The organism is Cytobacillus sp. C11.1, from assembly GCF_058145115.1.
Genome location: NZ_CM176935.1, coordinates 3,797,274 through 3,812,737, shown reverse-complemented (window position 1 = coordinate 3,812,737; position 15,464 = coordinate 3,797,274). Strand labels below are relative to the sequence as shown.

Sequence of the window (15,464 nt, the reverse complement as noted above, 5' to 3'; positions counted from 1 at the left end):
ATATCGTGAAGGAAGATGACCGATGGCACTGCCGCTATGTGAAACAAAGCAGAATGAGAAGCTCAGTATCCGAAATGGAATTGCTACAACCATTGTATTAAATATTAGTAATAATTATTTTCCGCTGTTTGCCATCAGTGTGCTTGGGGCAACAAATTTTCAAATAGGGCTGATCAGTTCTTTACCGCAGTTTATAGGCATGTTTGCTATGGTGATAGGATCCCTGATAATGAATCGACTGGAAGAGAAGAAAAGATTCACAGCGTATTCTTTCTTGGCGGCAAGGCTCTTTTTATTCCTAATGTTTTTCGTTATGTATTTACCGGCTGAATATAGAAGCTGGGCTTTTGTTCTTCTTGTTGGCTTTATGAATCTGCCGGGGTCCTTCGCAAATTTGAGCTGGCAGAGTTTTATAGGCGATCTGATCCCTGATGACCGGAGAAGCGGATTTTTTAGCCAACGAAATAAAATTCTTACGATTGTGGGTATGTTTTCAACACTTTTGATAGGCCTTCTTCTCCAGCAATTTGATAAAATAAATCCATTCCCTTTTCAAGTGTTGTTTATCTCAGCGTTTCTTTTCGGCTTAATAGAGGTTTACTACTTGCTGAAGCATAAGGAAGAGAAGAAGGAAAAGAAGAGTGAGAAAAAGCGATTATCATTGGGGCTGGAGGTTTTCAAGCATAAGCCTTTTCTATACTTTTTACTTTGCAGCCTCTTTTTTAACTTTGGCTGGCAGATGGCTTGGTCATTATTTAGCATCTATCAGATTAAGTATGCAGGAGCAACAGCACTGTGGATCAGTTTATTTACTGTAGCAAACCAACTCGCGCAAATTGTCAGCTACAAATGGTGGGGGAGAATGGCTGATAAACATAGCAATGCAAAAATGATGGTCCTTGTCTCTGCTGGAATGGCAAGCGCACCTGTTTTAACAATCCTTTCTCCGAATATGATCTATCTTGTTTTAGTGAACGGCTTTAGCGGGCTGTTTGTGTCTGGTACAGTTCTTATCCTGTTTAACCAGTTACTTGAGGTAACTGAGGAAGAGAAGAGGAGTGTCTTTATTTCCAATTATAATATTTTGCTCGCACTGGTTGCCTTTGTTGCTCCGCAATTCGGCGTCTATCTCCTGGAGCAAACGAGCATCGATATAGCGATGCTCGTATCAACGATACTAAGGGGATCAAGTGCCGGAGTTTTCTTTATATTGTGTCTATACTTGAAAAGAAACCAATCGAAAACATTGCCAGCTGCATTTATTTAAGCCAAAAATTTGCCAAAAGGATAAAGTCAATACATATTGTATTGGTTTTTTTCTTTTGGCTCTACTAAACTTGCTTGTTGATTTCTATTCAAGAAGCTCAGCGAACGGGGGGTTCCCTTGATTAAATGGAAATAAAGTATATACTCGAAAAAGTCCCATCACTTAATGTATAATAAGGGGGTATGAGTTCTTCAGTGGAAGAAGGACTCCATTACATATAATTAATTATTTATAGATCCAAAGTTGAAAGAGAGTGGGACACATGGGCCGTAAATGGAACAATATTAAAGAAAAAAAAGCTTCAAAGGATGCTAATACAAGTCGTGTTTATTCCAAGTTCGCACTTGAAATTTATGTAGTTGCCAAACAGGGCGAGCCTGATCCCGAAGCGAACCAGGCTTTAAAATTTGTACTTGAACGTGCAAAAACATATAATGTGCCAAGAAATATCATTGATCGTGCGATTGAAAAAGCCAAAGGCGGAGCAGAAGAAAATTATGACGACCTTCGCTACGAAGGATTCGGGCCAAGCGGTTCCATGATCATTGTTGATGCGCTGACAAACAACGTAAACCGCACTGCTTCCAATGTACGTGCTGCATTTGGTAAAAATGGCGGGAATATGGGAGTGAGCGGTTCAGTAGCATATATGTTCGACTCAACTGCTGTAATTGGCCTTGAAGGCAAATCCGAAGAGGAAGTGCTTGAAATCCTAATGGAAGAAGACGTAGACGCCCGTGATATTTTAGAAGAAGATGGTACTGTAATCGTCTACGCGGAACCGGATCAATTTCATGCTATTCAGGAAGCCTTTAAAGAAGAAGGTATTACAGAGTTTACGGTTGCAGAATTAACGATGCTTCCTCAAAATGAGGTAACACTGGATTCTGATGCACAAGCACAATTTGAAAAGCTGATTGATGCCCTAGAAATCTGGAAGATGTTCAACGGGTTTACCATAATGTAGACTTAGGTGAATAAGAATCAAGAAAGGAGTCCAGATTAAATGATGGACTCCTTTTTTGGAATAGTACCGAGTGGCTAATAATATAATTATGTAAACAAAAAATATTAGTATTGAAAAATGCGCATCGCATTTTAAAAGCGCATATAATACAATTTTTACAGGAAATTGATTGTGAAGAGGGCAGGAAACATGTTAAAATGAAAACCGAGGTCTAATACTTAATTTTGGTTGAGTATATAATTATCTAATATAACATTATCACATTAGCGTTTGATTGTCAAATTAATGACCGCAATTTTTTTGGGGAGTGGTTTTATGAATGAAATGCAAACCAAGTCTGCAGAACAAAAAAGAGTAGATTCAGTAATTAATTTAATTCAGGACAAAAAGGGTTCATACTTGGAAAAGACTCAAAATGTTGGCTCTCAGGCATTGGAATTACGGCAAACTTTTTGGGATGACGTTACAGTCAACCTTGATGAACCAGATGATGTTATCGAAACTTTTACAAGTATTAAGCAGCAGGCAGAATTGCTCTCCGAACGGGAAAGAAGCAAAGGTCATTTGGACAATCAGCTAAAAGTGCTTGACCGGCTGGAAAAATCCCCGTATTTTGGCAGAATAGATTTTAAAGAAGAAGCTGAACTGGAACCAGAGCCGATTTATTTAGGTATTGCTTCTCTTATGGACGAGAACGATGAAAATTTTATTATATACGATTGGCGAGCTCCAATTTCAAGCCTTTATTATGATTACTCCCCTGGGGCTGCCAAGTATCGCACACCCACCGGTACTATTTGTGGTGAGATGACATTAAAACGGCAATTTATCATACGCAATGGTTTAATAGAAGGTCTGTTTGATACAGGAGTAACCATTGGTGACCAAATGCTTCAGGAGGTACTTGGAAACCAGGCTAATTCACAGATGAAGAGCATTGTAGCTACCATTCAAAAAGAACAAAATGCTATTATCCGAAATGAACGCAGCAAAATCCTTGTGGTGCAGGGTGTTGCTGGCAGCGGCAAAACATCCGCAGCGCTTCAGCGTGCAGCATTTTTGCTTTATAGATACAGAGAAACACTTAACTCTGAAAATATTATGCTTTTTTCCCCAAATCCGCTTTTCAACAGTTATGTTGCAACCGTTCTTCCGGAGCTGGGAGAAGAAAATATGAGGCAAACGACATTTCAGGAATATTTGAACCAACGGCTTGGAGCGGATTTTCAAGTGGAAGACCCATTCTCCCAGCTGGAGGAAATCCTAACTTCTTCAGAAAATCAGGCTATTCGTACCAGAATGATGGGCATTGCCTATAAATCAGATTTGGATTTTAAAGAAAAGATTGACCAATATTTGCGGCTTTTATCAAAAAAAGGAATGCGATTTCTTGATATCGTCCTAAAAGGAAATACACTGATATCCAGCATGCAAATCTCCGAGCAATTTTATTCTCTTGATCCCTCATATCCTATTCCCAATCGCATCCAGCTGCTGCAGGATTGGCTGATGAACGAGATTAGGCGCCAGGAAAAGCAGGAGCGGAAAAAAGACTGGGTAGTTGAAGCAATTGGTTACTTGGAAAAGGAAGATTATTTGGAAGCTTTTAGACAACGCCAAAGAAAACAAGGGAAAGAGGACTATACGTTTGATGATCATAAGATGGAGGAAAAATATCTCGCTAAATGGGTTGTTAGCAAGAAATTTAAGCCAGTAAAGAAGAAAATAAAACAATATAAATTCTTAGACATTCCAGCCATTTATGAAGGTTTGTATGAGCACTTTATAGGCGGGGCATCTGAGAAATGGGATAAGATTAGCAAACAAACAATTGAAAAGATTAGAAACTCTGAAATGCCTTATGAAGACGCCACGCCATATTTGTATTTGCAGGATAAAATAGAAGGCAAGAAATCAAATACTTCTATCAGGCATGTGTTTATTGATGAAGCACAGGATTATTCAGCCTTCCAGTTTGCATATATCTGTGAACTTTTCCCCTACAGTAAGATGACGCTGCTTGGAGATATCAATCAGGCTATTTACTTGCAGCAGGCAGAAAATTCATCCATTTATAAGACTATTGAGGAAGACGAAAAAGAGACTTTTATACTTATGAAGAGTTACCGCTCAACCAAACAAATTGTCGAATTTACAAGAGGTTTGATACCAGATGGGGAAAAGATAGAAGCCTTTAACAGGAGTGGAGAAATGCCTATACTGATAAAAGTCGGCAGTGAGAAAGTGCTTAACCTTGAACTGGTTAAAGAGGTAGAAGCATTGCAAAAGGATGGCCATAAAACCGTTGCGGTCATTTCTAAAACGACAAAGGAAAGCCTTGAAGTTTATAATAATTTAAAAGATAAACTGGACGTAAGGCTAATAGAAAAAGGCACAGTATCCTATGAAAGCGGTATAGTAATCATTCCATCGTATCTGGCTAAAGGGATTGAATTTGATGCTGTCGTTATCTACAATGCTTCCGTTTATAAGAAAGAAAGAGAAAGGAAGCTTTTTTATACTGCTTGTACAAGAGCCATGCACCGTTTAAGTTTATTTACACTAGGAGAAGCTTGTCCTTTTATCAGTGAATTAGACGAAGTCAGTTATAAGATTGTTGATAGAGGTTGATATTTGTCGGATAGCGTAGTGCTAGCACTCACTTTCTTTTTGCTGGGTTGTAAAGTTTTCTTTTTATTGCAGGGTTTCTAAGTTAAAAGACTGAATTTGAATTTTCACTTCAAAAAATTGCTAGTTTAAACTCTGTATTATCGGGAAAAAATATTGCGAAAGGAGAGTTTTACACAAATGAATTCGTTTAAGATTATTTACACATTCGAAAAAGACGTAACAGTTACTGAATTGGTTGAAGCAGAAAATAAATCCGAGGTTATTGGAAAGATTAAGGATCTCGAAGGATTCGTTGAAGTTACTGACTCTGATGATAATTACCACCGCTTTGACTTTGCAGACGTCAAATTAGTGACAATTACTCAATAAAAAAGAAGACCCTTAAATGGCCTTCTCATTTAAAAGCCCGCATAATAAGCGGGCTTTTTTATTTTCTCACTAAATCGCCGACAAGTACATATCGCTGTGGTGCATCCCCAACATAATTAAACGGATAACAAGTTGTAACAGTCAGTGTTGCTCTCTGCTTAGGTACGATGACTGTTCTGTCGTCTGCATCAACTATTCTTACTTTGCGGACTTTGTAGGTAAACTTGCCTTCAGACGTGTTGACTACCAGCAAATCGCCTACTGTTACTTCGCCAAGCTTTTGGAATACGGTATCCCGGTGGCCGGAAAGGACAGAGTTGTCAGCTTCGCCAGGGAGTACACTTCCCGCAAAATGACCGACCCCTTTTTCCAGTTCATCTTCGTTGGTACCATGGAAAATCGGGAGGCTTGCTGATATTTTTGGTATTGACAGTTCGCCGATCTCTTCCCCTGTTGCAGGTCTTACCGGATACAAGGTGGATCCATCAGTTTTCTCTGCCTTTGACATATGCTGATGATTTTGTTGCTCTATAGGTTTCTGATCAATTTGGGCTGTAGTTTGTTCAGCATAGAAAAAGGGCTGTATATTTGAAAATACAAGCCAAATTCCTATAATAATAACTGTTGACCCAAGAACGGTCTTTAATATAGTCTTATTGTTCACACAGATTTCACTTTTCGTTTGCGGAAAATGAACGCTCCTAATACAATTAGACCCATTCCGGCAAGAATGCCTTCAGCATAATTGCCGGCAGTATTTGGCAGCTTGCCGCCTTTAACTGTTTTTACACTCTTCGGAGCAGACTTGGCTTTAACTGGTTCCTGTTTTTTAATAACCGTTTCAGCCTGGTTTAAATCGCCTACTGTATCTTCAATCAGCTCTGAACTGAACATATCAGCTGTAATGATCATATCAGCAAGAAATTCGCCTTGTGTATTGAACAGCTCGATCAATAAGTCAAAGCCATTTGTCTCTTCTAATACCATCATTTCCTCTGTTGTTAAATGAATTTTTTCATTGCCTTTAACGAGATAAAACTCTGCATCTAGCTGGAACAGATCCATCATTTCCTGCATAATGCTAATAAGTTCAGCAATTTGTTCTTCGTTCAGTTCCTCAGCACTTTCAAAATCGCCAAACGCCATTAAGCGGCTTTCCAGGTTCATCATTTTGTCAAGAAGGGCTGAATATTCAAAATCCAAAGTCATAAAGTGTGTCATTAATGCTTCAAGTTCTTCGTCAGTAAGACTGATATCTGCAAGCATTTGAGTCAGCTCATCTTCACCTGGCATTTCATCTGCACCTAGATAAATGGAAACCATGATATCCAGGTCTTCAATATACTCATAGTTTTCCAAAGCATCTTCGTTTTCCTCAAGGAGAGCGTTAAGTTCTTCCATAGTAAGGCCGTAGTCTTCAAGCAGCTGCTGAAGAGTTTCTGCATTAATTTCTGTACCTGTATATGTCAGAAAAGAAGTTGTCGAATCCAAAGCGTCAATATATTTGAAAACGTCACGAACATTTTCATTTGCTTCCATTTCTCCATTTTCAACAAGCATTGCTGTTAATTCTTCCTCATTCTCGAAACCATAGTCAGCCAAGAGCTGCTGCAGATTTTCTTCAGTAATTGGCTCACCCAGGAACTCAATTAAATCTTCCATCGTTTCAAAATCTTCTAAACTTACATCCCAGAAATATTCAAGGTGGTCAATTAGACCTTCTTCAGTCCAATTTATTTCCTGTAAAAATGCAGCCAGTTCTTCCTCGTTTGGAGCTGCATAGCTTACTCCAGGGAAAAAACCGAATAATAGAACAGAAGTTAATAATAATAGTTGCAGTCTTTTCAAAGGTGATTCCTCCGTAAAAATTAATAAATTTCTAGAATAATATAATGTAAAAAATATTTTTCGGATAGAATTGTTATTCAGAAATTTATCGGATATAATAATAGGCCTTTTTTAATAGGGTAAATAACCTAAGAAATGTGCATTTTCCAAGGGTTTAATCATTAACAGTTGAATAACAATGCTCGGAAGTAAGGGGAAATTTCCTTTTCATTCCTTAATTTCCTGCATTTAAATAAATAAGTTTCCGACCCGGCTATTTTCATTTCTGTCGGTTAGTCAAGTTGCCTGTATCTGATATAAAAATACGATAAGTAGATTATGCAGGATAAACTTTTAAATTTTACCAAAAAGGGGATTGATTATTAGATTAATTATGTGTAAAATTACACCAAAAGTATAAAATAATTGCATTTCCGATAATTTCTATATTTAAAAGAGGTGATGGAATGGATTATCAAACTGAAAAATACCATAAAAGCATTTTCCAATTTGAATTGGCAAAACTTAAAGAAAAAGACTATATAACAGATGAACATTTTGAAATAACAATGGATGCTTATAACAAATATTACTCTGACCTTAACGAAAAGAGGCAGGAGCATGAGCATACACAGGCTGTTGTCATTAAACAAAATAAAAAGCAGCCTGTCCAGCAGGCGGTTAAACCAAAAAAGAGGTTATCACCAGAAGAAGTCAGGGAAAGAAACATCTCCTGGCTATTAAATATCGGAGTGATTCTTCTCTTGATTGGCGGGCTGTTTGTTGCTACCAGCAACTGGAATACAATGTCCAACTGGATGAAGAGCGGTTCGATTGCTTTTGTTTCGCTGCTTTTTTATGGCATTTCCTATATTTCAAAGAAGGTATTAAAAATTGAGAGAACATCATTTGCCTTTATTGTTCTCGGCAGCTTATTCATGCCGATCTATATTTTATCTGTTGGATGGTTTGAATTGCTTGGACCGTTTTTTTCTTTTTATGGAGAAGGACGATACATACTTGGAGCGGCAGGAAGTTCTCTAATTGTGCCGATATACAGCATTCTTGCAAAAAAGTTAAGTTCACGTCTATTTGTCTGGTTAGCTTATATTGCCCTTAGTACGAGTGCGGGATATACATTGGCAGCATTCAAGCTTGAAAAAGATGGCTTCTATTTAGGCCTCATGCTTTTTAACGCTTTGCTTGCAGCTTTCTATCATAAAATTAAAAACCGTGCAGACTTAAAGCTGTTTTCAAAAGAGCTTGTTTGTTTTGCACAAATTAATCTGGTGCTGTCTACAGTTTTGATGCTCGCTTTCTATAATAGCCATGTTTTTTACAGCGTAAATATTTTGGTAACTGCAGTTATCTATTTATCAATGGTCTTTGTTACTGGTAAAAAGGAATTCCACTTTGTTTTCAGTTTATTGATTGTTTATGGTGCCTACCAGCTTATTGAGCATTCCGTTTTAGTTGTGGCTGGTCCGGTATTCTATGCGCTGGTTGGAACAGGTTTTCTGTTAGTGCCGAGGGTAATGGATCAGCATGATTCTTGGGAAAAAGTGTTTAGGGTCACGAGTTCAATTGTCTCAATCCTAGCGTTTCTCTATATTTCGGTTGAAGGCATACTTCTTAGGATGAATGAACCGTCCGCTGCATTGCTTTTGGCGTATATTATTATTGCGGTACAGTTTATTTATTTGGCAAAAGTGATGGCTAACGTGCTTTTTGCGTACTTTGCTCCAATTTTTATAGCTTCTGCACTATTTGAGTTTATGCTCATGGTGGATCGGGCAATTGATTTTAAGAATTTTATTCTTCCAGTTTTCTTTATCGGTTTTGCGCTTTTTATTAGCATGGGATATTTAGTGAAGCATCAAATGCTAAAAGTCATCGAGTCAAGCTCACGCGATGTTGGGAATTGTATTATGGTGTTTTCCATATTGGTCGCTATAGGCCTGTTGGATTGGATGGCAGCCGGAACCATGCTTTTAATCTTTAGCTTTGTTATGTTTCTGATTAATAATGTTGAAAAAAGAAGCTTCTATACGGATGCAGCACCATGGGCCATCCCATTAACTATCGGGTTCTCTTTTATGTTCTTTGGAGAAGAATTGCGGGGTAACAATCGTTTTTATCATTATTCACTGGGAATGGCAATGAATACGGTTTTGGCAAGTGCTATTCTCTTGCTATTCACTTATGTTTTAAAAATAAAGAAGAAACCCGCTGCCAGCCATGCTTTTTTCATCGCACAGGGCTTTTATTCAATTTCAATATTCACAGCAATTGTATTGCCAATCGATGGTGCTTGGATGAGGCCAGCAGTGCTAATAGGCGGTGTGGCTATGTATCTGGCACTATATTATGCGATCAAACAAAAATGGGTACCGTTTATTGCGGCAGCGGTTTCTTTGCTTGCCTATTTCTCTATCATTAACAGTTTAAAGCTTAAGGGGGTTAATTATGAATATTTCACTTGGATTCAGTTCCCGCTAGGTGCATTCATCCTGCTTGCTAATGCATATTTCTTTGTGAAAAGAGATTCAGTACTGGCAAATGGCTTATCATGGGTGGGACATGTATACCTGCCTTTCGGATTGTTACTGACCCTCTTCATATATAGAGAAAATAGCCTTTTGAATTTTCTTGGCGCTTTGGCCGTTTATTGGATCAGTTCGAGAGTTTCCCGAAAAGAGTGGAAAGTGAAAAGCTTCTTATATAGCGCGTTCCTTGCACTTTTCATGGCGATTTTGACTGGAATGTATCATATTTGGGATGGTGAGTACAGTGAATTTGCATCCTTGCTGGTAAGCTGTATTATTTTTGCATTTTGGATTAATGCAGACAAAGCCGATAAACAGAGAAGTATCTTTTTTCTTATTCCTTGGTCTATAGTCGGCATTTTGGCATTACTTTCAGCTTATCCATTTGGGTGGGTTCCGTATGTCGTTTCTGTTTTATATGCAGCTGGCTTAGTTGCTTACTTACACAGATTGAAATTAGATATATTGTCAGGATTTCCGCTGTTTTTAATATACATTAGCACAATGAAATTCCTGTACATCAATCAAATCTCACCTGAGGTTAAGACTCTTACAGCAGCTGGATTTGGTCTAACCCTAGCTATTATCGGCAAAACCATTTACAACCGGACTGTATCATTCGAAGGCAATAGGAAACAGGCAGACAGCTATACATTTATAGCCTTTTTATTTATCCTTTCAATCTATCTTTTCCCGGTAGTTTCTTTATGGGCTAAAGTAATTCCAGGCTTATTAATTAGTATGCTTATTTATTGGCAGCACAAAAGAATATCTTCTAATTATTCCTGGGTGGCGGAATTGCTTACAGGTGTTGTCCTGTTGGAACCATATTATACATTACTGAGCAATATTGAAATTTCTGCGCTAATAACAAGGGAGCTTTATGTGCTGCCATGGATTGCCCTGATTATATTTACAAGAAAAATTCTCAAAGGCAGATATGGCAAGCTTACAAATAGGCTGCAATGGGCTGTTCTCAGCATTGTTTCATTGCTGCTCGTACAGGATGGGCTTGCAAGCAACACTGTTTATGATGCGCTAATTGTCGGCACGCTTTCGCTGCTTTCCATGCTGGCAGGGACTTTCTTCCGAATAAAAGCATATTTCTTTGTCGGTTCAGGAGTACTTTTGCTAAACGTACTGCTTCAGACAAGACCATATTGGGGCAACCTCCCTTGGTGGGCTTATCTCTTAATTGCCGGCTCGCTTCTCATCACTGTCGCAAGTTATAACGAATGGCAGAAACAAAAAACAGCAAAAGGAGAAGAGACTTTTATTTCACTTTGGAAGAATAATATTATAAGGAAGTTGAAGGAATGGCAATAAAATTTGATGCACCAAGGAGCGTCGGACCGCCCGCGTTCGCTGAGTCCCTGGAGCGAAACCAACAGGCCAATTTTATAGAGCTATTGTCTTGGAAAAAAGAGGGTGCCCAAAGCTACTTTTGGGACACCCTCTTTTCTTTAAAAAACAAGTATTAATTAATATGATTTTTCGAAAGCACCTTGAAACGGAACCCGTTACGTTCTTGTAGGCTTTTTTTTGCTTTTCGCTCAGAGAATTGCTCCGTTAACTGAAAAAATAAATTAGTAAATTTTCTGAAAATAAGTTGACTTTTTCCTATTTACACGGTATCTTTGTGTTAAATATATGACACTTATTATATATAACGATATATAAACGTTATATAAAAGTGTTATCTTAAAATGATAATTTTCTGGGAGGTTTTGGCTTGATCCTGCATGATATTGAAACGGAAAGCCGCGATTTTATAGAGGAATTGCAGTTGAACCGGCTCAAGGAGACAGCGGAGAGAGTATTTAACAAAGTACCTTTTTATCGGAAAAAGTTTTTGGAAAGTAATATTGGACCTGAGAATATTAACAGCCTGGAGGATATTTGGAAGCTGCCGTTTACCGTTAAAGCAGATTTGCGTGAACATTACCCATTCGGGCTTTTTGCCGTGGAAAAGAAGGATATTGTCCGGGTTCATGCTTCCTCTGGAACAAGCGGTAAGCCGACTGTTGTTGGGTATACACGCAATGATACCGAGATGTGGGGGAATCTTGTTGCCAGAGCGATTGCGATCGGTGGAGGCCAGCCGGGACAGATCTTGCATAATGCTTACGGATATGGATTGTTTACCGGAGGGCTGGGGCTCCATTATGGGAGTGAACTGCTTGGAATGGCCACTGTCCCTGTATCTGGCGGTAATACTGACAGGCAGATTATGCTGATACAGGACTTTGAGCCTGAGGTTATTTGCGGTACACCGTCGTATATATTGAATTTGGCTGAAAAAATGGAAGAAAAGGGTTTAGATCCTTCAAAAACTTCTTTAAAGTACGGCATTTTTGGTGCCGAACCATGGTCGGAGGAGATGCGGCTTACGTTAGAAAAAAAACTGGGCATTAAAGCATGCGATATTTATGGGCTAAGTGAAGTGTTGGGACCAGGAGTATCCATGGAGTGCCACGATGCGCAGGATGGATTGCATATAGCCGAAGATCATTTTTTAGCCGAGGTTATTGATCCAGTAAATATGAAACCGCTTCCAAACGGTGAGGAGGGTGAATTGGTTTTCACCAGCTTAACAAAGGAAGCCTTTCCTGTGATTCGCTACCGAACAGGTGATATTGCCTCCCTTTCAAAAGAGAGGTGCAGCTGCGGAAGAACTACGATTCGCATGAGCAGGGTAAAAGGCCGGATTGACGATATGCTGAATGTAAATGGTGTGAAAATATTTCCATCCGAAATAGAGCATTGTCTTTTGCAGATTCCGGAACTTGCCCCTCATTACCAGATTCATTTACTGCAAAATGGAAGCCTCAAATCATTGGAGCTTCATGCAGAATGGAGCGAAGGATCTTCAAGGAAATCATTGACGCAGATTCGATAAAAAGGAAGATTCAGCATGCTTTGAAGCAGCATTTTTTCATAACCATTCAGCTTGAAGTCCATCCGCCAAAAACCTTGCCAAGGTCGGAAGGGAAAGCTGTAAGGGTAGTGAATCGAACGAAGGAAAATGCAGTTATTTAATAGGATTTGTTAGATTGGCAACAAAACAGGGGGTGAACCTTTTGTCTGAAGTAATTTCTTATCAGCAATGGACTGAGGAACAAAAATATGAGCATTTTATGAGGCGCATCGAGGCAGGCGAAAAAATTGAAGCGGATGACTGGATGCCTGAAGATTACCGGATGACCTTAATTAAGTTGATTTCCATGCACGGAATCAGTGAAATTATGGGGGCACTGCCGGAAAAAGAATGGGTGCCGAAAGCTCCCTCTTTAAAACGCAAGCTTGGAATTATGGCAAAGGTACAGGATGAGATGGGTCATGGACAGCTGCTGCTGCGTGTCGCAGAGGACTTAATGAAGCCGCTCGGTAAGACGCGTGAGGACATCATGCAGGATCTATTCAGCGGCAGGCTTAAGTTCCACAACGTCTTTCATATGGAGGCGCCTACATGGGGAGATGCTGGATTGATTGGGTGGCTGGTTGACGGTGCAGCCATCATTACTCAGACCAATATGCTTAATGCCTCTTATGGCCCTTATGCCCGTGCACTCAAAAGAATTTGTGCTGAGGAAGTATTCCATGCCCAGCATGGAGAAGCGATTATCATGGCGTTAGCAGAAGGGACCAATGAGCAAAGAGCCATGGTCCAGGATGCTGTAAATCGCTGGTGGGAGGCTTTGCTAATGTTCTTTGGACCGGGAGATGCTACCACAACAGGCACCTCCAAGCAGGATACAACTATCAAATATAAAATCCGGACAAAGACGAACGAAGAACTAAGGCAGGATTTCTTTACAAAGTATATTCCGCGTGTTCTCTCGCTCGGCCTAAGCGTTCCTGATGAAACGATGCATTTCGATCAGCAACAGAATCTTTGGGTCTATAAACAGCCGGACTGGAACAAATTTAAGGACATTATTAAAAATAATGGACCGAAATCAAAGGAGCGCCTCGGTCTGCGCCAAACTGCTTATGATACAAACGAATGGGTGCGCGATGCTCTTAATACAGCAAAATAACCGGATCAGATTGGAGGGAACGCTTTGGGAAGCGAAGGATTTTATCAGGAATTTGAAGTGTTCAGCAAAAGAACAGATACCTCTCCTCTGCAGTATCAATTTTCGCTGCTGGCGCCAAATCGGGAGCTTGCCCTCGTCATGGCACAGGAAAATTTTATGAGGAGAGAACCGGTCGCAGACATTTGGGTTGTTAAACGGTCCGATGTAAGGAAAATGACCCCGGAGGAAAAGCAATCACTCATGCGGCTGGATAATAAAGAATATCGGACTACAAAAGGGTACGGCTACTTGAAAAAGAAGTGGCGCCACTATGAACAGGAAATGCTGGACGAAAAGGAAATCCTATCATGGGGAGGGATGAAGAAAAGTGAATAAACAAGAGAATACGCCACTCAATCCCGCTATGAAATCAGCTCTGACATCTATATTGTACCAGCTTGCTGATGATGACTTCATCCTTGCCTACCGCGGTTCTGAATGGCTTGGCCTTGCCCCGCATATTGAGGAGGATGTGGCTTTCTCATCAATCAGCCAGGACACTATGGGCCACGCCGCGATGTTTTATCAGCTCCTTGAGGATCTAGGAGAAGGAAATGTAGACAGCCTTGCCCATGGACGGGAAGCGTCCGAACGTAAAAATGCCGTTTTGCTGGAAATGGTAAATGGCCCGGGGCATTACTTATCCACAGCTCAATACGACTGGGCTTTCGCTGTTGTAAGAAACTATTTTTACGTACAGGCCAAGAAGGTCCGAATGGACTCATTGAAAACTTCATTATATCAGCCGTTAGCCGATGTGGCATTAAAGGTAAATATGGAGCTTTACTATCATCTCCTTCATTGGAAAACCTGGTTTGTTCAGCTCATGCAGGCAGGCGGTGAAGCAAGGCCGAGAATGGAAGCTGCAATCAAAAAGGTTCTTGGCGAATTTGAAGGAGTGCTTACGTTAGGACCGCTCGGGAATGAAATAGCAGAGCAAGGTCTGATTGAAGCTGAAGAGAGATTAATACAGCGCTGGCTCTTTATGATGAAGCCTGTCTTTGAATCTGTAAATCTATCGGTATCTGAGTCTGATTTTGCGATGAAAAATGGAAATGGCCGCAAAGGGGAACATACAGCTGACCTTGATGCCGCTTTATCCACTTTAAGCGAAGTGTATAACGTAGATCCGGCTGCAAGCTGGTAAGTTTTTTTAAGGGATGATGAATATGGAGCAAATTCAAGTATTGGAAAAAGCAGCTTTAGAAGCGCTTCATAATGTGAAGGACCCTGAAATAGACTCTATTTCAATTGTTGATTTGGGTATGGTTGAGCATTTGAAGGTGGAAGAAAATGCAATCATGGTGGAGCTTCTGCCAACTTTTATGGGCTGCCCCGCGCTGGACATTATTCGGAAGAATGTAGAAGCCGAACTAGGAAAGCTCGGTATCTTTGAGAAAGTAGAAGTCCAGTTTATCTATCATCCGCCATGGACCTCTGATAGGGTTACAAAAAGGGGAAGAATCCAGCTAAAAGAATTCGGTATTGCCCCGCCACCTGAATGGATCAGCGAAACCGGGGAATGGCATGTTGAGTGCCCTTTTTGCGGATCGGCCTACACCACGATGGATAACCTCTTCGGGCCGACTGCATGCCGCAGTATTTTGTACTGTAAATCCTGCCGGAACCCTTTTGAGGCAATGAAGCCTGTTTCGACATTGATGTAGGAAGGGGAAATTCCTATTTTGACCAGAGTGCCGTCAGACCAACAAGTGGCGCATAAAATTCAAAAGTGGCACATAACTGGGGAAAAGTAACGCATAAAATCGGAAAGTAAT

At 40.0% G+C, this 15,464-nt stretch carries 10 protein-coding genes and 2 pseudogenes; 10 read left to right on the top strand and 2 right to left on the bottom strand.

Annotated elements, in window-relative coordinates:
- Positions 1–22 precede the first annotated feature (22 nt).
- From AC3ZVC_RS18975 to AC3ZVC_RS18960, 4 genes and pseudogenes are all read left to right on the top strand, one after another.
- Entirely contained in the window at positions 23–1,267 is a 1,245-nt protein-coding gene (locus tag AC3ZVC_RS18975) for an MFS transporter (RefSeq protein ID WP_490064744.1), read from the top strand.
- Positions 1,268–1,529: 262 nt separating this feature from the next.
- Positions 1,530–2,248: pseudogene (locus tag AC3ZVC_RS18970) on the top strand (YebC/PmpR family DNA-binding transcriptional regulator).
- Positions 2,249–2,549: 301 nt separating this feature from the next.
- Positions 2,550–4,865 carry an RNA polymerase recycling motor HelD gene (helD, locus tag AC3ZVC_RS18965; protein WP_490064743.1) on the top strand — a complete coding sequence of 772 codons (2,316 nt, stop codon included), beginning with the start codon at positions 2,550–2,552 and terminating at the stop codon, positions 4,863–4,865.
- Positions 4,866–5,042: 177 nt separating this feature from the next.
- Entirely contained in the window at positions 5,043–5,234 is a 192-nt protein-coding gene (locus AC3ZVC_RS18960; protein ID WP_490064742.1) for a hypothetical protein, read from the top strand.
- 58 nt (positions 5,235–5,292) lie between these two features.
- Here AC3ZVC_RS18960 and AC3ZVC_RS18955 read toward each other — a convergent pair whose 3' ends face one another.
- Together AC3ZVC_RS18955 and AC3ZVC_RS18950 are read right to left on the bottom strand one after the other, a co-directional pair.
- A complete protein-coding gene (locus AC3ZVC_RS18955) occupies positions 5,293–5,898 on the bottom strand; it encodes a class D sortase (RefSeq protein WP_490064741.1) in 606 nt (201 codons plus the stop codon).
- Entirely contained in the window at positions 5,895–7,082 is a 1,188-nt protein-coding gene (locus AC3ZVC_RS18950; protein ID WP_490064740.1) for a processed acidic surface protein, read from the bottom strand. The genes AC3ZVC_RS18955 and AC3ZVC_RS18950 overlap by 4 nt, the downstream gene beginning before the upstream one ends.
- A gap of 446 nt (positions 7,083–7,528) precedes the next feature.
- On the opposite strand from AC3ZVC_RS18950, the gene AC3ZVC_RS18945 reads away from it, so the two are divergent.
- The 6 genes and pseudogenes from AC3ZVC_RS18945 (at position 7,529) to paaD (ending at position 15,353) form a co-directional block, all read left to right on the top strand.
- Positions 7,529–10,933 carry a hypothetical protein gene (locus tag AC3ZVC_RS18945; RefSeq protein WP_490064739.1) on the top strand — a complete coding sequence of 1,135 codons (3,405 nt, stop codon included), beginning with the start codon at positions 7,529–7,531 and terminating at the stop codon, positions 10,931–10,933.
- Between the two features lie 406 nt (positions 10,934–11,339).
- Positions 11,340–12,646, top strand: a pseudogene (locus tag AC3ZVC_RS18940) (phenylacetate--CoA ligase family protein).
- A gap of 98 nt (positions 12,647–12,744) precedes the next feature.
- Positions 12,745–13,647: a 1,2-phenylacetyl-CoA epoxidase subunit PaaA gene (gene paaA / locus AC3ZVC_RS18935; RefSeq protein WP_490068964.1), complete on the top strand. Its 903-nt coding sequence runs from the start codon at positions 12,745–12,747 to the stop codon at positions 13,645–13,647.
- 24 nt (positions 13,648–13,671) lie between these two features.
- Positions 13,672–14,022 (top strand): 1,2-phenylacetyl-CoA epoxidase subunit PaaB, encoded by a 351-nt coding sequence (gene paaB, locus AC3ZVC_RS18930; protein WP_214725191.1) that lies wholly within the window; start codon positions 13,672–13,674, stop codon positions 14,020–14,022.
- Positions 14,015–14,833, top strand: coding sequence for a 1,2-phenylacetyl-CoA epoxidase subunit PaaC (gene paaC, locus AC3ZVC_RS18925; protein WP_490064738.1), 819 nt, complete (start codon positions 14,015–14,017; stop codon positions 14,831–14,833). Before paaB ends, paaC begins: the two co-directional genes overlap by 8 nt.
- 22 nt (positions 14,834–14,855) lie before the next feature.
- A complete protein-coding gene (gene paaD / locus AC3ZVC_RS18920; RefSeq protein WP_490064737.1) occupies positions 14,856–15,353 on the top strand; it encodes a 1,2-phenylacetyl-CoA epoxidase subunit PaaD in 498 nt (165 codons plus the stop codon).
- Positions 15,354–15,464: the final 111 nt, after the last annotated feature.